The following is a 21,926-nucleotide window of genomic DNA, read 5'->3' on the forward strand; positions in this document are numbered from 1 at the left end:
CTCAGCCGAAAAGTTTCGTCACAAAGCCACTGAACCAGGCGTGCTGCGCTGCATGGTGGGCTTCCATCAGCCGGTCCTGCTCGTCCCGGTCCTGCGCGCCGAGCGTTCCATAGGGCGCGCCATGCCGTTCCTGCCAGCGCCGGAAGCCGGCCGGACCTTGCTCGGCATGGAACTGCAGCGCGTAGGTCTTGTCACCGATCCGGAATGCCTGGTTGGGGAAGGTCTCGCTTGAGGCGAGGTGCACCGCGCCAGCCGGCAGGGCGAAAGTATGGAAATGGTTCTGCGGCAAGAAGAGCGGCCGATCGAGAAAGTCGCCGGCCTCGGCCGTCGGCGTGATCTCGAAATAGCCGAACTCCCTGATGCCGCTTGCCACCGGCCCGACATCGGCGCCGAGATGCCAGGCGATCTGCTGCGCACCCTGGCAGATGCCGAGCAGCGGCAGGTCGTTGTCCAGGCAATGCTCGATCAGCGCGGCTTCGTGATCGAGGAACGGATGCTTGTCGGTGTCGAAGACGTTGAACGGGCCGCCATAGATCACGGCTCCGTCGACATTTTCGAGATCGATCGCCTCGCCCTTGAACGGCAACGCCGTCGTGACCGCGTGGCCGTTCGCCTCCAGAGTCGTCTGGACATGATCGTCGCCCGGTTCTTCCGAGTGCCGGATCAGAACGATGCGTTTCATCGGAGGCTCCTGCCGCTCATTTAAGCGGGAACCACGATAAAGCTTAGCGGGGTGCTGGAAATGTACCAGCGTCCAGTTCCGACTGGACGCTGGTAGGCTGCACAAGCGCGCCGCTGGCGCGCTTAACCCTTCGCCAAGCCGCGATCGATCAGTCGCGCAAGACGCGCCGAGAAGGCCTTGGCGTCGGCCGGCTTGTCGCCGTCCAGCACCCGCGCTTCGTCGTAAAGCAGATGCGCGGCGTCTTCCTTGAACGCCTTGTCGTCGTCACCGAGCTTTGCCAGCGCCGCCACGCGCTCGTGGCGCGGGTTGATCTCGAGGATCGGCCTGGCCGCCTTGTCGAGCCGGCCGGCAGCGTTGAGCAGCCGCTCGAACTGGCGGTCCGGGCCATGCTCCGGCGCGACGAGACAGACGGCGCTTTCGGTCAGCCGGTCGGAGGCCTTCACGTCCGACACCTCCTCGCCGAGCGTCGTCTTCACGAAAGCCAGGAAGGCGGCAATGTCCGATGAGGTCTCGGTGTCCGGCTTCCTCGCATCGTCGAGCAGCGGGATGTCGGCAAGCTCGGCCGCGCCCTGTGTCACCGATTTGAACGGCTTGCCGTCGAATTCCGGCGTCATCGTCACCCAGAAACTGTCGACCGGGTCGGTGAGCAGCAGCACCTCGATGCCGCGCGCGCGAAACCCTTCGAGCTGCGGCGAAGCCTCCAGCCGGGCGCGGTCGTCGCCGGCCATGAAGAAGATCGCTTTCTGACCTTCCTTCATCGCCGCCACATAGTCGGCCAGGCTACGCCAGCCTTCGCCCGAAGCGGTCGAGCGGAAGCGGGCAAGCTTCAGCAACTGCTCGCGCCGCTCGTAATCCTCGTAAAGTCCTTCCTTGAGCACCACGCCGAAATTCTCCCAGATCTTCGCGTAGGCTTCGGCATCGTTCTCGGCGGTTTTGGCAAGGTCGCTGAGCACGCGGTTGGTCACGCCCTTGCGTATCGCGGCGAGCAGGGGGCTTTCCTGGATCATCTCGCGCGAGACGTTGAGCGGCAGGTCGGCGGAATCGACCAGGCCGCGCACGAAGCGGAGATAGCGCGGCAGGAGATCGGCATCGTCGGTGATGAAGACGCGCCGCACATAGAGCTTCATGCGGCCCTGGCGGTCCGGGTCGAACAGGTCGAACGGCCGCGACCCGGGCACGAAGGCGAGCACGCTGTATTCCTGCCGGCCCTCCGCGCGGAAGTGGATGGTCGAGGCCGGCTCGTCATACTGGCCGGCGACGCTGCGGTAGAAGTCGGTATATTCCTCCGGCTTGATCTCGCTCTTCGGCCGGACCCAGAGCGCCGTGCCGTCGGCAATGTCCCGCGGCTCGGCGCCGGGTTTTTCGACCAGCGTGATCGGCACGGGCACATGGCCCGACTGCGACTTCGCCAGCCCTTCGAGCCTGTAGGGCGCCGTGTAGGAGGAGGCGTCCTCCATCAGGTGCAGCACGACGCGCGTGCCGCGCTTGGGCGCGGCCTCGAGCGGCGCCGGCGCGATCTCATAGGTGCCCTTGCCGTCGGACGACCAGCGGAAGGCCTCGTCGGACCCGGCCTGGCGGCTGATGACGTCGACCCGGTCGGCGACCATGAAGGCAGAGTAGAAGCCGACGCCGAACTGCCCGATAAGCTGCGTGTCTTCCGCCGCCTTGCCGGCCTCGACGCGTTCCATGAAGGCGCGCGTGCCGGAGCGCGCGATCGTGCCCAGCGCCTCCGCCATCTCGTCGCGGCTCATGCCGATGCCGTTGTCCTCGACGGAAAGCTGCTTATTGTCAGGGTCGGCGGCGATCGTGATGCGCGGCTTCGGATCGTCGCCCAGGAGCTCGGGCCGGCTCACGGCCTCGAAGCGCAGCTTCTCGCAGGCGTCTGCCGCGTTGGAGATCAGCTCGCGCAGGAACACATCGCGGTCCGAATAGACCGAATGCACCATCATGTGCAGCAGCCGCGAGACATCCGCCTCGAATGTCCTGGTTTCCGTCGTCTTCGTGTCAGTCGTCATTCAAATTCCTGCGTTGTTCGGTTGTGCGCTGCCTGAACGGGCGGCTTCAATTTCAGCCATTGTTGCTTGTGGATGCGCGCCGTCCCAGCGCTGCGGGCGCCAGCGAGATCATATCCGGCGCCAGAATATCGTTGCGGCGGGCGAAGGCAACAAGGGTGGCCCGCACCGTCTCCGCGTCGATTTCGCCGGCAATGCCGGCTTTGCAGGCGTTGAGCGCGATCGCATGCGCGCTGCTCCGGCTCGTGGCCGGCCAATCCTGCAGCAAGGCATAGGCCTCCGCCACGGTCTCCAGCCGCACCGGCAAGCCGATGCCGACGAGCACCGTGACAGGCTCTTCAAAACGGTCGTGGTTCATCGTCCGAACCCTCTTTCGCATGTATGACCATGGCGCCAGGGCGAAGCGCCCCGGACAGCGCATGCCGGCGCGGGTAGGGCGGTTGCAGGACGACGCCATTCGGCCGCGGCTGGCTTGTGCCGGGGAGAGCGTGCCCAACCACGCCCGCCGGCGCGAAGTGCGCCACTGAACTTTGCTGGTTCAGGCGCGGCGGCGGCAGCACGCTATGCGCCTTGGCGAGGGCCTCAATCCAGGCGGCGACCGCCAGCGGCACCGGCGCGCGCCCCTCGATCCAGCGCGTCGCATCGGTCCTGGAACAGCCAAGCTCCTGCGCAAGGTCGGCAGCTTCCCATCGCAAGGTTCTCAGGCATTCCCGCAAGCGTCCCGCAATCATGGCGATCGTGTTCCCCGTGCAAGCGTCTCATCCCGTCTCTGTGCAATTGGTGGACCCCGCCCGCGAAGGCGGGGCCGATCTCGCTCAGCTTCGCGCGGATGTTTCGGTGGCCGACACCTGCTGTGCGGCAAGGAACATCAGCGTCGAGGCGACGGTCCGCCGGCTCCATCCGGCGGCTTCGGCCGCGTCGAGCAGGCCGGCTAACAGCGGCTTCAGCGCGCTTCGGCATTCGGCTTCATAGGCAAGGAATTCGCTTGCCGGATGCGTCGGCGCCGGAATCGAACCATTGCCGCTCATCATGTTCATGAGGGCCTCCCATTGTTCCTGGTGAGGTGCCCGCTCCCATTTGGGAGCGGGCTTTCCGTCAGCGCCTCAGAAGTCCATCCCGGCGCCGGCCGGCATGGCCGGGGCGGCTTCCTTCTTCGGCTTTTCGGCCACCATGGCCTCGGTGGTGACAAGCAGTCCTGCGACCGAAGCCGCATCCTGCAGCGCGGTGCGCACCACCTTGGCGGGGTCGATGACGCCCTGCTTGTAGAGATCGCCGAACTCGCCGGTCTGGGCGTTCCAGCCAAAGGCGAAGTCGGTCTTCTCGCGGAGCTTGCCGACGATGATCGAGCCTTCCGATCCGGCATTCTCGGCGATCTGGCGCGCCGGCGCCTCGATCGCGCGCCGCACGATATCGACGCCGTATCTCTGATCGGGATTGTCGACTGCAACCGCGTCGAGCGCCTTGGCCGCCCTGAGCAGGGCAACGCCGCCGCCCGGCAGGATGCCTTCCTCGACCGCGGCGCGCGTGGCGTGCAGCGCATCGTCGACGCGGTCCTTCTTCTCCTTGACCTCGACCTCCGTCGCGCCGCCGACCCGGATCACCGCGACGCCGCCGGCGAGCTTGGCCAGCCGCTCCTGCAGCTTCTCGCGATCATAGTCGGAGGTGGTCTCCTCGATCTGCGCCTTGATCTGCGCGACGCGGCCCTGGATCTCGGCCTTCTTGCCGGCGCCGTCGACGATGGTGGTGTTCTCCTTCTCGATCGCGACCTTCTTGGCGCGGCCGAGCATCTCCAGCGTGACGTTCTCCAGCTTGATGCCGAGATCCTCGCTGATGGCCGTGCCGCCGGTGAGGATGGCGATATCCTCCAGCATGGCCTTGCGACGGTCGCCGAAGCCCGGAGCCTTGACGGCGGCGACCTTCAGGCCGCCGCGCAGCTTGTTGACCACCAGCGTGGCCAGCGCCTCGCCCTCGACATCCTCGGCGATGATCAGCAGCGGCTTGCCCGACTGGACCACGGCCTCGAGCACGGGAAGCAGCGCCTGCAGGTTGCCGAGCTTCTTCTCATGGATCAGCACATAGGGCTCGTCGAGCTCGACGCGCATCTTGTCCTGGTTGGTGATGAAGTAGGGTGAGAGATAGCCGCGGTCGAACTGCATGCCTTCGACGACTTCCAGCTCGGTCTCGGCGGTCTTGGCTTCCTCGACGGTGATGACGCCTTCGTTGCCGACCTTTTCCATGGCCTCGGCCAGGAAACGGCCGATCTCGGCATCGCCATTGGCCGAGATGGTGCCGACCTGCGCGATCTCGTCGTTTCTGGTGATCTTGCGGGCGTTGGTCTTGAGTTCGGCCACGACCGCATCCACCGCCTTGTCGATGCCGCGCTTCAGATCCATCGGGTTCATGCCGGAGGCGACGGCCTTGGCGCCTTCGCGAACGATCGCCTGGGCAAGCACGGTGGCCGTCGTGGTGCCGTCGCCCGCGAGATCGTTGGTCTTCGAAGCGACTTCGCGGACCATCTGGGCGCCCATGTTCTCAAACTTGTCCTCGAGCTCGATCTCCTTGGCGACGGTGACGCCATCCTTGGTGATGCGCGGGGCGCCGAAAGACTTGTCGATGACGACGTTGCGGCCCTTGGGGCCGAGGGTCACCTTCACCGCGTCGGCGAGGATGTTGACGCCGCGCAGCATGCGCTCGCGGGCGTCGGAATGGAATTTGACTTCCTTGGCAGCCATTGGATCACTCCTTTTAGGCAGTTTTCATTGACTGGGTTGTGGTTCGGTGGAAGCCCCGGTCAGGCAGCTTTCTTCAGCGTCGCGGCCTGCTCGATCACGCCCATCACATCGCTTTCCTTCATGATGAGCAGGTCCTCGCCGTTGAGCTTGATCTCTGTGCCGGACCACTTGCCGAACAGGATGCGGTCGCCAACCTTCACGTCGAGGGGTACGAGCTTGCCGCTCTCGTCGCGGGCGCCCGGGCCGACGGCGATGACCTCGCCTTCCTGCGGCTTCTCCTTGGCGGTGTCGGGGATGATGATACCGCCGGCCGTCTTCTCTTCGGCCTCGATGCGGCGGACGAGCACGCGGTCATGCAGTGGACGGAACGTCATATCGTTCTCCTTCAGGACAAACAGATTGCGAGAGGTTCCTCCGCTCCGGACCGGCAGGACCGGAGCGGGGCACGCGACCCTTTCGGCGTCGCGCGCATGACGAGCTAATTTTGCCTTCTTCTACTTTCAAGGGGGTGCCGAAAAATTTTTAGCACTCTCGATCGCTGAGTGCTAGCGTACTGAAAACATGCGGTAAATTGGATCGCGTAGACAAAGGAGAGGCTTGAATTCGCGCGTGAGCTGAACAAAATTATCGGCGCCTGGCGGTGCCCGGACCGCTGGGAATTCGAAACCGAAACAAGGAGTTTTTTGGAGACGGAGGACAGAAATGGACCGACAGACGCTTTCGCCGATCATTCCTTCCCTAGCTCCCGAAATATCAGACCTTTCGCTCGACCGGCTGCTGTCGCCGGCCAGCCATTTTCAGCACCCGCAGGAAGTGCTGGAGGACGGCTCGCTCGACATTTGGGAAAAGCGGGCGATCCTTTCGTCCTGGGCATCCGACGCCTGCGCCGTGGAATCTATGCCGGCGCTGCGCCAGCCACCGGGCACCGAGCGGCCGGTCTCCTTCGACGACATCATGGATGCGCTGCGCCGGCTCGATGCGCTCGCCCCGTCGCCCAGCTACGCTGCCGATGACGACCACCGGCAGTTGATCGACCGGCTGAGCGCGTGAGGCGCAGAAGACGATGGCGAATGCGGTCAGCAGGGAATTCCGCCTGCAGATGAATGGCTACGGCTTAACCACCGCCGAGATCCATTATCATCTGCCTGACCATCCCAGCCTGCTCCAGCTCTATGTCTGGCAGGACTATGATCTGGCCCCGGATTTCCCCGCGCTGAGGGGCTTTCTGGGCTTTTGGGAACGCGAGCTGGCGGGCGCTTTGCATTCTGTTCGCGTCGCTCACCATCGGCTCATCAGGCCGTCGGAATGGCGGGCCGTTGACGGGATCATCGCGATCCACTGAAGATCAGCTCCCCAAGGCGGCCGTGTTACACGGCCGTCTTCATTCATCACTTGCCTGCCTGCATGCAGTCGAAGGGGTGACTTTTCACGACCTTCAGGGCGGCTTGGGGGCTGGCCCTTGACGTCCCGGCTTTGAATTCCCAGATCGATTTTGCCGGTGCTTGAGAGACCGGCGAGGTCAAGGAGCGCTGCTTCCTTGGCGCTCCTCGTATCTATGTTGCTCAATGGAGGATGTAGCTATGAGAACCACCTTTGACTTCAGTCCCCTGTTCCGGTCGAGCATCGGCTTCGATCGAATGCTGAATGCGCTCGAAACGGCAAGTCGGCTCGAGACGGTCGACAACTGGCCACCTTATGACATCGCCAAGACCTCGGAAGACGACTATCGCATCAGCATGGCGGTGGCCGGATTCTCGCAGGAAGAGCTGGCCATTACCCAAGAGCACAACATGCTCGTGGTCTCGGGCCAAAAAGCCGGCGAGGACAAGGGCGAGTACCTGCATCGCGGCATCGCCGGCCGCGCATTCCAGCGCCGCTTCGAACTGGCCGACCATGTCAAGGTCGTCGGCGCCAGCCTCGTCAATGGCTTGCTGACGATCGATCTGAAGCGTGAAATTCCGGAAGAGATGAAACCGCGCCGGATCGAGATCGCAGCCGACAAGGCAACGCTCAAAGGCACCACAAAGAAGATCGAAGCCGAGAAGCAGGCCGCCTGAGGGCCTTCCTGTGAGCGCATCCGCGCTAGGCGCTGGGCACTTGCCCAGCGCCCGGGAGCTTTTCGAGTCGATGAACAGAAAGGAGCAGAGCCATGAGTGTCCGTGATCTGATTCCCTGGGGCCGGAGCAACAGCAACCAGCTTCCGAGCCTGTTCCGCGATAGCGAACGCGATCCGTTCCTGTCGCTGCATCGCGAGGTCAATCGCCTTTTCGACGATGTCTTCCGCGGCTTCGACAGCCGGTTGCCGACTTTTGGCGGTGCCTCCGCTCTCGGCGCCGGTTGGCCGAGCGTCGAGATCTCCAATGGCGAGAAGGAGGTCAAGGTGACGGCCGAGGTGCCGGGCCTCGAGCAGAAAGACATCGAGGTCCTGCTCGACGACGGCGTGCTGACGCTGCGGGGCGAGAAACGCTCCGAAACTGAGGACAAGGATAGGCAGTTCTCCGAGCGCTATTACGGCCGCTTCGAGCGCCGCATCCCGGTCGGCTATGAGATCAAAGAAGACGAGGTGGATGCCCGCTTCAGGAATGGTGTGCTGACCGTCACCTTGCCGAAGAGCGAGAAGGCGCAGTCGCAGGTCAGGCGCATCGACATCAAGAGTTGATGCACCGACGCGGGGGGCGGCCGAGCGCCTCCCGCGTCGCAATCCATGAAAGCCACGGCTATTGACTGCCCGCGCGGCGCAACTCTTCGCGGTCGCTCGGGGCGGCCGGGGATATAGAAATTCATGCGACGGGAGCTTCAATCTTCCGTCCGAAAGTCTTCGCATCGGTCATGTGAATGATGACAAGCAGTGCGCTGTCTTTCCCTGTTGCGGTGCGCGCATTCAGCGTCAGGCCAGAGGGAGAAGATTAACATAGGTTAGGAGCGGAACAGCAATCACCTGGCAGCGGATCCGCATAAGATTGGGCCCGGCGATAACCTTAATTTTGGTTTCCTTGGCACAGGCTTCCCGAACGGAAGGTAAAGAGATAGATTAGCAATTTATTAAGTACGCGTGGGGCGTGAGTAAGGGATGTGCCGTGATGAATTTCAAGTCTCTGATCAAGCGGGCCGAGGACGTCGATAAGGAATTTCAGGACCTCCAGTCGGATCTGGCGGAAGCGTTTGAGGACGTTCTGAAAGACGACGAACGGCCGCCGTCGGAAGACGACGCCGTTGCCGGCCAGGAACTGGTGGCAAGCGACGAGAATCCGCCCGAAGAGCAGCCCCAGCCGGCTTCATCGCGGTTGACGCCCCATACCCAGACGCGGCTCGCCGCGCTGGAGGCGGTCGCCGGGCTTTTCCGCGACGGGCAGGGGCATCTGCAGGAGATAGAGGCGAAGCTGGCGGAGATCGCCACCACGCATCATATGACGCGTGAGGTCCTCAACGTCTTCCATCGAGACGTGTTGCGCTCCAACGAGTTGGAGCTTGCAAACCTCGCTCTCACCGCCGAGCACAAGGCGCTCTCGGAACAGTTGCTGGACGCCGCCCGCAAGCAGCGCGAGCGTGACGGCGCGGCCGAGGCCTGGCAGCAGCGCGAGGCGAGCCTCGTCCAGGACCGCGAGCACCTGCGCTCGGCGCTGGCGGCCGTGCGCCTGGAACTGGTGGAGATGAGCAATGAGAACGCCAGGCGCGAGACGGAGTTCGGCGAGATCGTCAAGGCCTTGACGGCCAAGACTGTCGAAGTCGACAGGCGCGGCGCCGAGAACAAGTTGCTGCGCGAAAAGCAGGTCGGCCTCTCGGTTGACCTGGAGCAGGCGCAAAAGCGCGAGGCGGAGGCCCGCCACAAATTCGATGAGTTCGCGGCGACTCACGCCAGCGAAACCGCCCATATCGCCGAGCTGATGGCGCAACTCGGCAACCACGAAAAGGAAGAAACCCGGCTGCAGAAGGCGCTGGAGGCAACGCAGGCCAAGCTTGCTGAAACAGCCGAGGCGGCGCGGATCGCCGAAAGCGACAGCGCCGCCGAATTGGCGCGCAGCCAGGCGGAAATGCGCGGTCTGCGTGCCGAAATCCAGGAGTTGCAGTCGCGTCTCGACAAGGTCTCGACGGACAATGGCGAGGCCACGGCCGAGATCACCAGGCTGAGGACGCAGCTGAACGATGCCGTGACCGAACGCCAGATCGCGGAGGAAAGGCTCGCCGTTCTCAAGGAGGAGAGCGACGCCGACAAGAAGAACCTGTCGGTGGTCACCACCAACCTCTCACAGCTTTCGCTGCAGCAGGCGTCCGAGCAGATCCAGCTCGATATCCAGAAGCAGGAATGCGAGGATCTGCGCGCCGAGGTCGAAGCGCTCAATGCCCGTATCCGGGAGTTGCTGCCTTACGAGCGCCTGCATCGGGTGACCGATGCAAGGTCGCGCAAGGATGCCGCGCCTCAGGCCAACGGGATCATCGCGGAAACGGTGCGCCCCGCGCCGCGGCGTGTCCCACGGCGCAACATGCGGGCCAACGCGGGCTGAGGAACCCCCGCAGCCCGGAATGCTTCGACGGGCTATTTGCCTGCCATGCCGTCGGCAAGGTCCTGCGCCTGCTTGAGCAGCGCCGGGAAGGATGGATCGCTGGGCAGGTGCTGAGCCATGCAGGCACGGTAGTCTGCGTCGCCCTTTTCCCAGGCGGCATTGGCAGGATCGGAAGCCTGCGGATCATCCTGATCCGAGCCCTGATCGGCCTGCTGGGCTTTCTGCGCGGTGGCGTCGGCGGCCGCCCAGATCGAATCGCAGGCCGCGATCTTCGGCACGGCCGGCGAGGCTGGCGCCTCGGCGATCATCACGCGGTCGCCTTTGACGATCGCCACCACGACATGCTGGTCGTAGATCGGTCCGACATCCTGTGTCCAGCCGCCGAGCCGGGCGATCGCCATGTCGGCGCCGTCGGGCTTCTTCAGCGGAAAGTCGAGCGTGCCGGAGAACGCCGCATCGCTGCCGATGGCCTGGGTGTAGAAGCCGTCGAGCTTCAGCGCCGCGCCGATGTCGGCAGGGAGCTTGAAATCCGCTTCCGTCTCGGCCGATTTGGATTTGAGCCAGCGCTCGGTCAGCCCGCGCGTCGAGACGACGATGCTCGGGCCCTCATCGCTCTGGGCATAGCGCAACCCGTCGAGCATGCCGTAGCCGATATCGGAAGCGTTGAGGCTTTGAATGTTCATGGTGCCGGTCGTCGGAAAATCCTTGACCGTAAGCGGCCCGAGAATGGCGTCGAGACGCTGCTTCAGGTCGGCCAGCGCCTTCTCGTTCTGGGCATCGATGGTTTCGATGTCAGCGTTGGCGTTTGCCTGCGCCGCGATGTCGGCAATCGCCTTGTCGCGGGCCGCGACATAATCGTCCTCCGGCGAGGCGGCATATGCCGCGCTGCCCGCCAGTGCAAAGAGAAGCGTTAAGACCAACCGCATGCTGCAACCCCAAATTAGCGATCAAATGCCCTTGGCAGCCATCGCCCGACTTGGCGGCTTTTGCGTGGCGGAAATCAAGGCGGGGCAAATCTTTATTCCGCCTTGCGCTTCTCCACCTCGGCCTTGCGCAGCAGAAACCGCTGGATCTTGCCGCTCGGCGTCTTCGGCAGCTCGCTGACGAACTCGACCTCGCGCGGATAGGAATGCGCGGACAGCCGCCTCTTCACATGCTGGGCGAGTTCCTCGGCCAGCGCTTCGCTGCCCTGGAAGGCGGACGCCAGCACCACAAAGGCCTTGACGATCTCGGTGCGCTGGGCGTCGGGCACGCCGACGACAGCCGCCTCGTTGACCGCCGGATGCTCGATCAGCGCGCTCTCCACGTCGAACGGCCCGATGCGATAGCCGGACGAGGTGATGACGTCATCTGCGCGGCCGATGAAGGAGACCGAGCCGTCCGGCTCATATTCCACCGTGTCGCCGGTGCGGTAGTAGCCGCCCTCGATCGCCGGCGTCTCCGCCTCATGGTAGCCGCCGAACCAGCGCAGCGGTGAGTTGGCGATATCGACGGCAAGCACGCCCGGCTGGTTGGGGCCGAGCTCGTTGCCTTCGTCATCCAGCACCACCATGCGGTAGCCTGGCATGGCGAAGCCGGCGGAGCCCGCTCGGACAAGGTGCTTAAGCCCGTGATGGTTGTTGACCATCATGCCGTTCTCAGTCTGGCCGTAATGATCGTGGATCGGCGCGGCAAGATGCGCGTCGAACCAGCGGATCACTTCCGGGTTGAGCGGTTCGCCGGCGCTGCTCACCACGCGCAGCTTCCCTTTGACGCGCGCGGCCGCTTCCGGTCCCTCCGCCATCAGCAGGCGGTAGGCCGTTGGCGAGCCGGCAAGGCTGGTGACGCCGAGGCGCTCGATGATGTCATAGGTCGATTTGGCGTTGAACGCGCCCTCGTAGAAGGTGGTGGCGATGCCGAGCAGCAAGGGTCCTGTGATGGCGTAATAGAGCCCATAGGCCCAGCCGGGATCGGCGATGTTCCAGAAGATGTCGTCGGGACGAAGCCCGATCGCGTCGCGCATATAGGTGCCGAAGGCAAGCAACGCGCTGAGCGGCACCGGCACGCCTTTCGGATGTCCTGTCGTGCCCGAGGTGGACATCATCATGAACAGGTCTGAGCCCTGGCGCATCATCGGCTCGCAGTCGGGGGAGGCGGCGGCGAGCGCCGCGCGGAAATCGATGTCGCCTTCGGGCAGCGTCTCGCCGGGGGCGAGAATGGTGGCGATGCGCGGATGGTTGTCCACCTCGTCCAGCTTGCCGCGGTTGGCGGGATTGGTCACCACCAGCTTCGCCTTGCTGTAGCTCAGGCGATGCTCGACCGCCTTCGGTCCGAACGCGGTGAACAGCGGCTGGTAGATTGCGCCGATCCGCCACGTACCGAGGATCAGCGCCACAAGCTCGGGAATGCGCGGCAGCATGCCGGCCACGACATCGCCGGGGCCGACGCCGAGACTTTTGAGCAGGCTGCCGACTCGGCCCGACATATCGGCAAGATCGTCGAAGGAATATTCGCGCAAATCGCCGGCCGCCGAGATCGCGCGCAGCGCCAGCCGGTTTTGGCCGGTATAGCGGCCGCAACACTCGACATAGGCGTTGATGCCGGTGGCCGGATCGCCGTGGAGGCGCGCGATCTCGTCCTCTATGCGGAAGCGCTCTACGGCATCCTCATAGCGCGGCAACGCCGCCGGCGTATCGGTCATGGCAATCCTCCCTTTGGCGGCGGTCATCTCCCCATGATCGCCGCCGAGGGAGATTGCCCGAAAAGATGGCGCTGGTCGATTGCGGCGAAAGTCGTGGCAGTCAAGCAAGGCCGGGCTCCACGACAGACGGCTGGCTTCCGCGGCGTTAAACGTTTCCGATCAACAAGCTGGACCCGATATCGGAATCAGGACCTGAACCGCCTAACCGCGCTTCCGATAAAGGCTGAGCGTTATGTCCTTGCCGACGCCCGCGGGCGCCAGCATGAAGTAGTCATAGGTCGCCACCTTGCCGCTTGGCCCGACCAGCCCCTTCGACCAGATCGAGGCTTCCTCCACCCGCATCTCCGCCCATTGGCGCGCGAAGTCCGGGCTTAGCGCCTTGAGCGGGTCTAGCACGGCGCGGATGTCGGCCGCCGACGCATAGCCGACGGTCGCGGCGCGGAACTGACCGATAGCTGAGCGAGCCACAACCTCCCAGTCGGCAAACAGCGCACGCCAGGCCGGGTCGAGGAAGAGCCGCTTGAGCAGATTGCTCTTCGTTGGCTCGTCGGGATCGAAGCCGCCGAACAGATCTGCCGCCTCGTCGTTCCAGGCAATGAAGTCCCAGGCGCGGTTGAGCGCATAGGCCGGATTGGGCGAGAGCGTGGCGAGCAATGCGGCAATGCGCGGATCGGGCGAGGGGCCTTCGGGCGCAATCGCCGCGGGCAGCCATTCCGGCTTTGCGAGCTTGAACAGATGCTGACGCTCCACCGGCAAGAGGTCCAGCACGTCGGCCAGCGCATTGAGCACTGGAGCGGAAGGGTTGGCCTCGCGGCCCTGTTCCAGCCATGTGTACCAGGTGGCGCTGATCCCGGCGAGCAGCGCGACTTCCTCGCGCAGCAGTCCGCTTGCGCGTCGCCGCGTGCCGGTGCGGATGCCGTGCAGGGACGGCTCGACGCGCTCGCGCATGGCGCGCAGGAAGCGGCCAAGTTCCTTGCGCCTGTCCATCTCGGCGGTCCGTTCCAGCATGGTCGTGCCTCGAAAGGGGTAGCACCGCTACCAGCAGTGCCGCTCATCTTGTACCACCTTGCTACCAGTATAGATGAGGTGGCGCATCCCACAACCGCGCCGCGCCGCGCCGGAACGCGGCGCCAGACGGAGGATTCCGCAGATGAATGCACTGAAGAACATCAGGAACATCGACTACACCGTCCTCTTCGCCCGCGACATGAACAAGATGCGCCGCTTCTACGAGGACGTGATGGGCTTCGCGGTTCATTCCAGCCTGGGCGAGGGCTGGACTGCCTACCAGGTCGGCTCGTGCATGCTGGCGCTCACCGAGCGCGGACTGATGTTCAATGACGCGCCGACGCCGGCGGGTGCTCTCTCGGTGCAGCTCGCCTTCCGTGTGACGCCGGGCCAGGTTGACCAATGCGCCGACACGTTGCGCGATAAGGGGGTGGCGATCGTAAGCGAACCGACTGACCACCCTTGGGGCCACCGAACGCTGTTCTTTCGCGATCCCGATGGCAATGTGCTGGAGATCTATGCGGACATCTAGCCTGGCGGCAGTTGAATCCCCTGCGCCGCCATATGCCGCTTCCAGCGGTTGCGCAGCTCTCCCGGCCGGCAGCCGATGCGCTCGTCGAGAAAGGTCGCGGCCGAGATCCGGTCGGTGCGGAAATGGCGGAAATCCTGGCGCAGCTCGCACCAGGCCGCGAGCAACCGCACAGTCTCGGCATAGCCGATCATGGTCGGCCAAATCACGCGCTCGCTCTCGTCGCCCTGTTCGTTGCGGTAGCGGATCCGGATCTTGTGGCCCTTGCGGGTCGAGGCCCGTACCTTCGCGATGTCGAGCCCGTCTGGCAGGCTCGCGCGGCCGAGCGGCGCGCCGACGGTTGGATTGCTGATGAAGGGGCGCAGCCGTTCGGGCACGACGGTGGCGATCTTGGCGATCAGGTCGCGCGCCGCGCCGGCCAGCACGGCATCGCCCTTGTCGGCCACCCATTGCGCGCCGAGCACCGCCGCCTCCAGCTCGTCCGGGGTCAGCATCAGCGGCGGCATGTCGTAGTCACGGTCGAGTACATAGCCGAGGCCGGCCTCGCCCCGGATCGGCACGCGCTGTCCGACGAGATCGGCGATGTCGCGATAGACCGAGCGGCGCGAGGTTTCGAGCTCTTCGGCGATCCGGCTGGCGGTGATCGGCCGGCTCGAGCGCCGCAGGATCTGGATGATCTGGAACAGTCTGTCGGCGCGGCGCAAGGCATGTCTCCTGTTGCCACTATGCTGGCAGCAGGCCTGGTCCACAAGCCGGGCAGGGGCGCCTGAACGGGCGGCCGAGGAAGAAAGTCTTCGCGGCCAGCCAACGGAGAAGACCAGAATGAATTTCGTTTCGACCCGCATCATCACCGGCGACGTGAAGCGGCTCGTCGCCTTCTACGAGGCGGCGACGGGTATCAAGCTCACGCGCTACACTGAGGATTTCGCCGAGCTCGTCACGGAGGCCGGCACACTGGCGATCGGCAGCACCCGCACCTTGCAGCTCTTCGGCGGCGACGATGTCGCAAGCCCGGCGGCAAATCGCACCGCCATCATCGAGTTCCGCGTCGCCGATGTGGATGCAGAATATCGCCGCCTGGGCGGTCTCATTGAAGGCGCGCTGGTGCAGGCGCCGACGACGATGCCCTGGGGCAACCGCTCGCTGCTGTTTCGCGATCCCGACGGCAATCTGGTGAATTTCTTCACGCCGGTGACGGCGGAGGCGATCAGGAAATTCGAGCGGTGAGTTAGCCGGCACCCGACGCGACAGAAGGCGGCGTGTGACAATCCGGGCGGCGGCAGTGGTTGACCTCGCCGCCCATACAGCCGATATCGCGCGCAAATCTGTCCCGGGACCTCGATGACCACCGATCTTGAACAACCGGCCGCCGACACCGCCTGGCAGGACGACGTCCGCGCCGGCGTGCGCCATGTCCGCGACCTCGCCCCGCTGCCGCTCTCGCCGGCCGAGCGCGCCGCCGCCCAAGAGGCCGCGGCCGCCCACAAGGTGCGCGTGCCAAAGCCCTATCTCGACCTGATCGACTGGAGCGATCCCGAGGACCCGATCCGCGCCCAGGTGATCCCGTCGCCGGATGAGCTGGTCGCCACGGAGGGCGAGCTCGACGATCCGATCGGCGACCATGCCTTCAGCCCGGTGCCCAGGCTGACGCACCGCCATGCCGACCGCGTGCTGCTGTTCCCGACCTATCAGTGTGCCGTCTATTGCCGCTTCTGCTTCAGGAAAGAGTCGCTGACCTCCATCGGTCGCGGCTACACGCGCGAGGCGCTGGAGCCGGCACTGGCCTATATCGCAAGCCATCCGGAAATCCGCGAGGTGATCCTGACCGGCGGCGATCCGCTGTCGCTGCCCGACAAGGCGCTTGCAGAAATCCGTGCCCGCCTGGAGGCGATCCCGCATCTCAGGCTGCTGCGTATCCACACCCGTGTGCCCGTGGCGTTGCCGTCGCGCATCACGTCCGGCCTGGTAGAGGCGCTGCAGGGCCGGCTGATGGTGACGGTCGTCACCCACTTCAACCATCCGCGTGAGCTTACGCAGGCGGCCGAGGCGGCTTGCCGTGTCATGCGGCAGGCGGGTTTCGTGCTGCTCAACCAGAGCGTTTTGCTGAAAGGCATCAACGACAAGGTCGAGGTGCTGGAGGAGCTCTGCCGCGAGCTGATGTATAGGCTTGGTGTAAAGCCCTATTACCTGCACCACGGCGACCTCGCGCGCGGCATGGCGCACCGCCGCACCTCGATCGCCGAAGGCCAGGCGTTGGTCGCCGAACTGCGCCGTCGGCTCTCCGGCATCTGCAATCCGACCTATGTCATCGACCTGCCGGACGGCGGCGGCAAGGTTCCGCTGGCGGCGAGCCATATCGAGGGCCGCGCGGGCGGCCCCTGGCTGATTCTTGGCCAGGACGGCAAGCTGAGGGAATATCGCGAGGTGCTGGTCTGAGAGTGGGGTTCCCTCTGCTCAAGGCGGCCCGGCAGCCTGTTGGGGGCAAACTTGCCGACCGCCGGGCCTAACCGACGGGTGGGTGGCCACCCGCCGGCTGCGATCAGCGTGGGCCGAGGCTGTCAAAACTGCACCATGTGAATGAAGGATCGCGTGCTTTTATTCCTCCGTTTGCACGATGCGGCGGGATGGAAACGGCGCGACACTGCAGTTGATCCTGTTGGATCATCAAAGTCTGCAACTGAGAAGTCCCCAGCTAGGTCCCTTCTAGCGATCCTTGAGCCTCGCCTGCCTCTCCCCGGGGCATGCGGGGCTCTCCCCTTTATGCCGCGGGTCGCAACATTGCCCTCTTCCCGTGGGAACTGGAGCCGGCACTCCGCATTCTATGAGCGGGGACTGAAGGAGCATTGCGTGAAGGCTTTGTTGGGAATTGCTGGCGGCTTCGTGCTGACCTTGGCCGTGTTCGCCAGCGGGCTCGCCTTCGCCACGTGGCTGCTCGCCGCCAAGCCGGTGCGCCAGGCAACGCCGGCGATCGGCGTTTCCGAGCTCTGGACGAAGGATGCGCAGCCGGTCGATCCGCAGAAACAGAACCTTGAACGCATTCCCGCCCAGCAGGCGGCGGCCACGCCGGCCAAGGCCGGCGAACCGGGCCTGAGCGAGTCGACCAAGGCGGATGGCGGAACGCAGACGACGGCGCTCGCTACGCCAGCGCCGCCACTGCAGCCATTGCCCGGCGTCTCTGGCCCGGGCCAGCCCGCGCCGCCCGCCACCGGCGGGCCCCAGCAGCCGGCCGCGGTCGATCAGGGCGCGCAGCAACAGCAACTGCCCGTCGCCCATTTGCAATGGTGCGCCGCTCGCTATCGCAGCTACCGCCCGGCGGAAAACAGCTACCGCTCCTACAGCGGCGAGCTGCGCCCCTGCATTTCACCTTATTACGAGCCCGGTGGCGGCCGCACCGCCTCGACCGAAGCCGGCCAGAATGAACAGGCGGCAGCGAACGATCGGCCGGACGCCATCGCCGACCAGATGAGTGACGACCAGGCCGAGATGGAGGGCTATGCTCCGTCCTCCGGTGGCTACGCCACCACCTATGGCGGCCCGCCGGAAGAGATTTCGCCCCAGACATCTGGTCGCCCGGTGTCGGCCGACCACGTCGACTACTGCTTCAGTCGCTACCGCTCCTACGATCCGCGCGACAACACCTACCAGCCCTTCGACGGCGGCCCCCGCCGCCAGTGCGAGTAGCGCGCCTCTTTGAGGCGCTCCACACTCTCGCGGCCGCGAGGCAGCGCCCGGCCGCCAAGGGCTGCTTTGCCCTCATCAGCCCTTCGGGCTCCTTCGCCCCGCTGTACGAGAAGGCTTTGCTAATTCAGCACCCTGCCGTCGATCTCGGCGACACTCCGTGTCCCGGTCAGCGCCATGGTGACCGACAGTTCCTTGCGCAGGATCTCTATTGCTGTCGCCACACCGGCCTCGCCGCCGGCGCCGAGGCCATAGACATAGGCGCGGCCGACGAGGCAGGCGCGGGCACCCAGAGCCAGCGCCCGCATCACATCCTGGCCCGAGCGCACGCCGCCATCGAACAGCACTTCCACCTGCGAGCCGACGGCCTCTGCTATCCTGGGCAGCATCGAGATCGTCGAGGGCGCGCCGTCGAGTTGCCGACCGCCATGGTTGGAAACCACGATGGCGTCGGCGCCGGCCTCACAGGCACTGCGCGCATCGTCGGTGTTGAGGATGCCCTTGAGGATGAGCTTGCCCGGCCAGACGCTCCGGATCCATTCGACGTCGCTCCAGTTCAGCGTCGCGTCGAACTGGTTCGCCACCCAGTCCGCCACCGCCCGGACGTCGTCCTCGCCCCTGAGGTGGCCGGCGAGGTTGCCGAAGCCCCAGCGCTTTGCGGTGAGCATGCGGGCCGCCCAGGCCGGATGGCTCGCTATGTCGAGGATGGTGCGAAGTTTCAGGGCAGGCGGCACCGAAAGCCCGTTCCGGATATCCGCATGGCGCTGGCCAAGCACCTGCAGGTCGACGGTGAGCACCAGCGCGCCGCAGCGGCTGGCGATCGCCCGCTCGACCAGTGAGCGCACGAAACCGCGATCCTTCATCACATAGAGCTGAAACCAGAATGGGTAGCCGACGGCATCAGCCACGTCCTCGATGGAGCAGATCGACATCGTGCTCATCGTGTAGGGAACGCCGGCGGCCTTGGCGGCGCGGCAGGCGAGGATTTCGCCATCGGCCCATTGCATGCCGCCGAGACCGATCGGCGCCAGCGCCACCGGCAGCGCGACCTTCTCGCCGAGGATCGTGGTTGCCGTGTCGCGCTGCTCGACATCGACCAGCACGCGCTGCTTCAGCATGATGCGCTCGAGGTCGGCGCGGTTGGCGCGCAGCGTCTGCTCGGCGTAGGAGCCGGCTTCGAGATAGTCGCTGAAGACGCGCGGCACCCGTCGCCGCGCCGCCTGGCGCAGGTCTTCGATGCAGGCCATCCCGGTCATCAGCTCCGGCGCGGCCGACACCGCCCTGAATTCGTCGGGCAAGGTCACGATGCCTGTCGGGACATCGAGCACTGTCGGGACCACTCGTTCCATCGCCATCCTCCCTTCGAATATTAGCAAATGCTGATCATTGAAGGCTGCGCCGTCCCTGATGTAAATTCACTTGTGAGTATACTTATCGACGGTAGCGCTCATGCCCAGAGCATCCGACGCGACCAGGCCCGTGATCCTGCAGGCGGCGTACAGGCTGTTTCGCCGCCGAGGCTTCTTCCGCGTCGGCATGGAGGAGATCGCTGAGGCCGCCGGCGTCACCAAGCGCACGCTCTACTACCATTTCGACAGCAAGGACGCGCTGTTGACTGCCGTGCTCGCTTCGCAGCACGAGCGCACCTTCGCCGATTTCCAGAACTACGGCATCGAGCTGTCGGGCGGTGCCGACGCGCTGATCGACAAGCTGTTCGAGGGATTGGTTAAATGGTCGTCCAAGCCGCACTGGGCCGGCTCCGGCTTCACCCGGCTGGCGATCGAGCTCGCCGACCTCTCCGGCCATCCTGCACGCTCGATCGCGCGCCAGCACAAGGCGTTGATGGAAAAGCAGCTGGAAATGCTGCTTGCCGGAGCCAGGATACCGTCGCCGAAGGAGAGGGCGCGCGAGCTGTTCGTGCTGATCGAGGGAACCATGGTGATGATCCTGATCCACGGCGACCAGAGCTACTGTACGGCGGCGGCGGACGCGGCGAAGAGGTTGATGGCAGTTGGTTCCCCGCCCTCTGGCCCTTGAGAGGTGCATGATGAGGCGCGCTGTCCCGCCGACGCATGCTGATTTCCTTCATAAGGTTCGATACGTTCCAGAGACCAAGCTGAAACACACCCTCCCTACAACCGGCATGCCCGCGAAACGCTCGAGCTGGATGGTCTTGCATCCCGGAACTCAGGAGCATGCTGCGATGACACCCGATCAGATCAAGCTTGTGCAGGAGAGTTTTCGCGAAGTCGTCCCGATCAAGGAGGCCGCCGCGGCTTTGTTCTACGAGAAGCTGTTCGCCCTCGACGGCAGCCTCAAGACGCTGTTTCGCGAGACCGACATGAAGAAGCAGGGCGCCAAGCTGATGGCCGCGCTGGGCTTCGTCACGCATGGGCTGTCGCGCGCCGAGACCATCCTGCCTACCGTCCAGGACCTCGCCCGGCGCCATGTCGGCTACGGCGTCGAGGAGCATCACTATGCGACCGTCGGCCAGGCGCTGATCGAGACGCTCGATGCGGGCTTGGGCGAGGCTTTCACGTCGGAGGTGCGCCAGGCCTGGACCGCCGCCTACGGCCTGCTGGCGAGTGTGATGATCGCCGCGGCGCGGGACGTGCAACTGGCTGCTTGAAGGAGCGCAGTTCCTCTCCCCCATTTCACGGGGCGAGGAAAAGAGCCTTCACCCCACGACCTTCCCCGGATTCATCACGTTACCCGGATCGATCAACGCCTTGATCGCCTTCGCCAAATCCCGCTTCACCGAATCCGCATGCCGCTCATAGGCGTCGCGCTTCTCCAGCCCCACCCCATGCTCGGCCGAGAACGAGCCGCCGGCTTCGCGCAGGCCGTCATAAAGCACATCCTCGATCGCCGCGTGCCGCTCATGCGGGACCGGCCCGTCGCAATTGATCGAGATGTGCGGATTGCCGTCGGCGAGATGGCCGTAGACGTAAGGGGCGTAGGAAGCGTCGAGCGCCTTCAGCCCCGCCTCGATGCGCGCCACATAGGCGTCCAGCGCGCCGCCCGGCACCGACACGTCGAAGGAGGGCACCATCGGGTGCGCGCTCTCGATTGCGGCGGTCTCCTCGCGCAGCCGCCACATCGCTGCGGCTTGCGCCTCGGAGCTCGCGACCAGCCCGTCGATGATGCCGACCTCGTCCCAGATCGCCGCCAGCCCATCCTCCAGCGCGCCTCTCGCCGCCTCGACACTGTCGGCGCCGAGCCCCAGCACCAGAAGGCAAGGCGCATCGAGCGGCAGGCTGCCCGGCGCATAGTTCAGCGCCCGCTGCATGAGCGACGCGAAATTGCGCCACAGGATCTCGGCGGCGGAAAGCCGCGCGCTGGTCGAGCCCAGGAAATGCCGCACGATGCGCTGCGCGCTTGCCGCATCCGGCACGCCGACCAGCGCCGTGGCGCTGGCGCCTGCCACCGGGTCGAGCCGCACAGCCACGCGGGTGACGATGCCGAGCGTGCCCTCCGCGCCGATGAAGAGATGTTTCAGGTCGTAGCCGGCGCTGGTCTTCAGCACCCGGGTAAGATCGGAAAACACCCGCCCGTCCGGCAGCACGGCCTCCAGGCCCAGCACGCGGTGGCGCATCGTGCCGTTGCGGAAGGCCATGATGCCGCCGGCATTGGTGGAAACCATGCCGCCGATGGTGGCGCTGCCGCGCGCGGCAAGGTCGATGCCGGGGTCGAGCCCATGCACCGCCGCAGCCTCCTGCAGCGCGCCCAGCGTCACGCCTGCCTGCACGATCGCCACCCGCGCGAACGGATCGATCTCCTCGATCTGGTTGAGCCCGCCGAGATCGCAGATCACCTGACCGGCGGACGTCGCCGCCCCGCCTGCCAGCCCCGTGCGCCCGCCCTGAGGGATAAGGCTGATGCCATGCTCCGCGCAGAACTTCACCAGCGTCGCGACGCCCTCGACATCACGCGGCCGCACCAGCGCCGAAGCGCCGAAATTGCGCGCATCGAAACCGGGATCGCGGGAGGCGAGTTCGGCGGCATCCCAGATGGTCGCGGTGGGGAGGAGGGCGGGGAGGAGGGGCATGGGGATGACTCTATACTCCCCGATACGAACTCGACAAACATCGACCCTCTCGTCA

The 21,926-nt window shown here is 65.2% G+C and carries 24 protein-coding genes; 11 read left to right on the plus strand and 13 right to left on the minus strand.

Annotated features, from left to right (window positions below):
- Window position 1 precedes the first annotated feature (1 nt).
- The 7 genes from MJ8_RS11975 to groES form a co-directional block, all read right to left on the minus strand.
- The gene (locus tag MJ8_RS11975; RefSeq protein WP_201414555.1) at window positions 2-682 is read right to left on the minus strand and encodes a type 1 glutamine amidotransferase; all 681 of its coding nucleotides are present in this window, start codon (window positions 680-682) and stop codon (window positions 2-4) included.
- A gap of 122 nt (window positions 683-804) precedes the next feature.
- On the minus strand, window positions 805-2,697 hold the full coding sequence (gene htpG, locus MJ8_RS11980; protein ID WP_201414556.1) for a molecular chaperone HtpG: 1,893 nt from the start codon (window positions 2,695-2,697) through the stop codon (window positions 805-807).
- A gap of 52 nt (window positions 2,698-2,749) precedes the next feature.
- On the minus strand, window positions 2,750-3,052 hold the full coding sequence (locus MJ8_RS11985) for a DUF982 domain-containing protein (protein ID WP_201414557.1): 303 nt from the start codon (window positions 3,050-3,052) through the stop codon (window positions 2,750-2,752).
- Window positions 3,033-3,425: a helix-turn-helix domain-containing protein gene (locus tag MJ8_RS11990; RefSeq protein WP_201414558.1), complete on the minus strand. Its 393-nt coding sequence runs from the start codon at window positions 3,423-3,425 to the stop codon at window positions 3,033-3,035. The genes MJ8_RS11985 and MJ8_RS11990 overlap by 20 nt, the downstream gene beginning before the upstream one ends.
- A gap of 84 nt (window positions 3,426-3,509) precedes the next feature.
- The gene (locus MJ8_RS11995) at window positions 3,510-3,731 is read right to left on the minus strand and encodes a hypothetical protein (RefSeq protein ID WP_201414559.1); all 222 of its coding nucleotides are present in this window, start codon (window positions 3,729-3,731) and stop codon (window positions 3,510-3,512) included.
- A 66-nt stretch (window positions 3,732-3,797) separates the two neighbouring features.
- Entirely contained in the window at window positions 3,798-5,426 is a 1,629-nt protein-coding gene (gene groL, locus MJ8_RS12000; protein WP_201414560.1) for a chaperonin GroEL, read from the minus strand.
- A gap of 59 nt (window positions 5,427-5,485) precedes the next feature.
- Complete coding sequence (gene groES, locus MJ8_RS12005; RefSeq protein ID WP_040988406.1) at window positions 5,486-5,800, minus strand: co-chaperone GroES; 315 nt, start codon at window positions 5,798-5,800, stop codon at window positions 5,486-5,488.
- Window positions 5,801-6,128: 328 nt separating this feature from the next.
- On the opposite strand from groES, the gene MJ8_RS12010 reads away from it, so the two are divergent.
- The 5 genes from MJ8_RS12010 to MJ8_RS12030 all read left to right on the plus strand — a co-directional run bounded on the left by MJ8_RS12010 (window position 6,129) and on the right by MJ8_RS12030 (window position 9,928).
- Entirely contained in the window at window positions 6,129-6,476 is a 348-nt protein-coding gene (locus tag MJ8_RS12010; RefSeq protein WP_201414561.1) for a hypothetical protein, read from the plus strand.
- A gap of 13 nt (window positions 6,477-6,489) precedes the next feature.
- Window positions 6,490-6,768, plus strand: coding sequence for an usg protein (locus MJ8_RS12015; RefSeq protein WP_201414562.1), 279 nt, complete (start codon window positions 6,490-6,492; stop codon window positions 6,766-6,768).
- 238 nt (window positions 6,769-7,006) lie between these two features.
- On the plus strand, window positions 7,007-7,483 hold the full coding sequence (locus tag MJ8_RS12020; RefSeq protein ID WP_201414563.1) for an Hsp20 family protein: 477 nt from the start codon (window positions 7,007-7,009) through the stop codon (window positions 7,481-7,483).
- 92 nt (window positions 7,484-7,575) lie between these two features.
- Complete coding sequence (locus MJ8_RS12025) at window positions 7,576-8,085, plus strand: Hsp20/alpha crystallin family protein (protein WP_201414564.1); 510 nt, start codon at window positions 7,576-7,578, stop codon at window positions 8,083-8,085.
- Window positions 8,086-8,506: 421 nt separating this feature from the next.
- Window positions 8,507-9,928, plus strand: a complete 1,422-nt coding sequence (locus MJ8_RS12030; RefSeq protein ID WP_201414565.1) for a hypothetical protein — start codon at window positions 8,507-8,509, stop codon at window positions 9,926-9,928.
- Between the two features lie 32 nt (window positions 9,929-9,960).
- On the opposite strand, the gene MJ8_RS12035 is transcribed toward MJ8_RS12030, so the two are convergent.
- From MJ8_RS12035 to MJ8_RS12045, 3 genes are all read right to left on the minus strand, one after another.
- On the minus strand, window positions 9,961-10,854 hold the full coding sequence (locus tag MJ8_RS12035; protein WP_201414566.1) for a hypothetical protein: 894 nt from the start codon (window positions 10,852-10,854) through the stop codon (window positions 9,961-9,963).
- 92 nt (window positions 10,855-10,946) lie between these two features.
- Window positions 10,947-12,608: an acyl-CoA synthetase gene (locus MJ8_RS12040; RefSeq protein ID WP_201414567.1), complete on the minus strand. Its 1,662-nt coding sequence runs from the start codon at window positions 12,606-12,608 to the stop codon at window positions 10,947-10,949.
- A gap of 201 nt (window positions 12,609-12,809) precedes the next feature.
- Window positions 12,810-13,616 (minus strand): helix-turn-helix transcriptional regulator, encoded by an 807-nt coding sequence (locus MJ8_RS12045; protein ID WP_201414568.1) that lies wholly within the window; start codon window positions 13,614-13,616, stop codon window positions 12,810-12,812.
- A gap of 142 nt (window positions 13,617-13,758) precedes the next feature.
- Here MJ8_RS12045 and MJ8_RS12050 point away from each other — a divergent pair, with 142 nt between their 5' ends.
- Complete coding sequence (locus MJ8_RS12050) at window positions 13,759-14,148, plus strand: VOC family protein (RefSeq protein ID WP_201414569.1); 390 nt, start codon at window positions 13,759-13,761, stop codon at window positions 14,146-14,148.
- Here the strand turns inward: MJ8_RS12050 and MJ8_RS12055 are convergent.
- Window positions 14,145-14,849, minus strand: coding sequence for a helix-turn-helix transcriptional regulator (locus MJ8_RS12055; protein ID WP_201414570.1), 705 nt, complete (start codon window positions 14,847-14,849; stop codon window positions 14,145-14,147). The two genes, MJ8_RS12050 and MJ8_RS12055, sit on opposite strands and share 4 nt — an antisense overlap.
- Before the next feature lie 118 nt (window positions 14,850-14,967).
- Between MJ8_RS12055 and MJ8_RS12060 the strand changes: the two genes are divergently transcribed.
- The 3 genes from MJ8_RS12060 (at window position 14,968) to MJ8_RS12070 (ending at window position 17,826) form a co-directional block, all read left to right on the plus strand.
- On the plus strand, window positions 14,968-15,372 hold the full coding sequence (locus MJ8_RS12060; RefSeq protein ID WP_201414571.1) for a VOC family protein: 405 nt from the start codon (window positions 14,968-14,970) through the stop codon (window positions 15,370-15,372).
- A gap of 114 nt (window positions 15,373-15,486) precedes the next feature.
- Entirely contained in the window at window positions 15,487-16,581 is a 1,095-nt protein-coding gene (locus tag MJ8_RS12065) for a KamA family radical SAM protein (protein WP_201414572.1), read from the plus strand.
- 411 nt (window positions 16,582-16,992) lie between these two features.
- Entirely contained in the window at window positions 16,993-17,826 is an 834-nt protein-coding gene (locus tag MJ8_RS12070; RefSeq protein ID WP_225248229.1) for a BA14K family protein, read from the plus strand.
- Between the two features lie 119 nt (window positions 17,827-17,945).
- Here the strand turns inward: MJ8_RS12070 and MJ8_RS12075 are convergent, their stop codons facing one another.
- Window positions 17,946-19,079 (minus strand): alpha-hydroxy acid oxidase, encoded by a 1,134-nt coding sequence (locus MJ8_RS12075; RefSeq protein ID WP_201415401.1) that lies wholly within the window; start codon window positions 19,077-19,079, stop codon window positions 17,946-17,948.
- A gap of 193 nt (window positions 19,080-19,272) precedes the next feature.
- Here MJ8_RS12075 and MJ8_RS32670 point away from each other — a divergent pair, with 193 nt between their 5' ends.
- Together MJ8_RS32670 and MJ8_RS12085 are read left to right on the plus strand one after the other, a co-directional pair.
- Entirely contained in the window at window positions 19,273-19,860 is a 588-nt protein-coding gene (locus tag MJ8_RS32670) for a TetR/AcrR family transcriptional regulator (RefSeq protein ID WP_201414574.1), read from the plus strand.
- A gap of 166 nt (window positions 19,861-20,026) precedes the next feature.
- Window positions 20,027-20,452 (plus strand): globin family protein, encoded by a 426-nt coding sequence (locus MJ8_RS12085; protein WP_201414575.1) that lies wholly within the window; start codon window positions 20,027-20,029, stop codon window positions 20,450-20,452.
- A gap of 48 nt (window positions 20,453-20,500) precedes the next feature.
- Here the strand turns inward: MJ8_RS12085 and MJ8_RS12090 are convergent, their stop codons facing one another.
- On the minus strand, window positions 20,501-21,871 hold the full coding sequence (locus tag MJ8_RS12090; protein ID WP_201414576.1) for an FAD-binding oxidoreductase: 1,371 nt from the start codon (window positions 21,869-21,871) through the stop codon (window positions 20,501-20,503).
- Window positions 21,872-21,926 lie beyond the last annotated feature (55 nt).

This window comes from Mesorhizobium sp. J8, assembly GCF_016591715.1.
Lineage (GTDB): Bacteria > Pseudomonadota > Alphaproteobacteria > Rhizobiales > Rhizobiaceae > Mesorhizobium.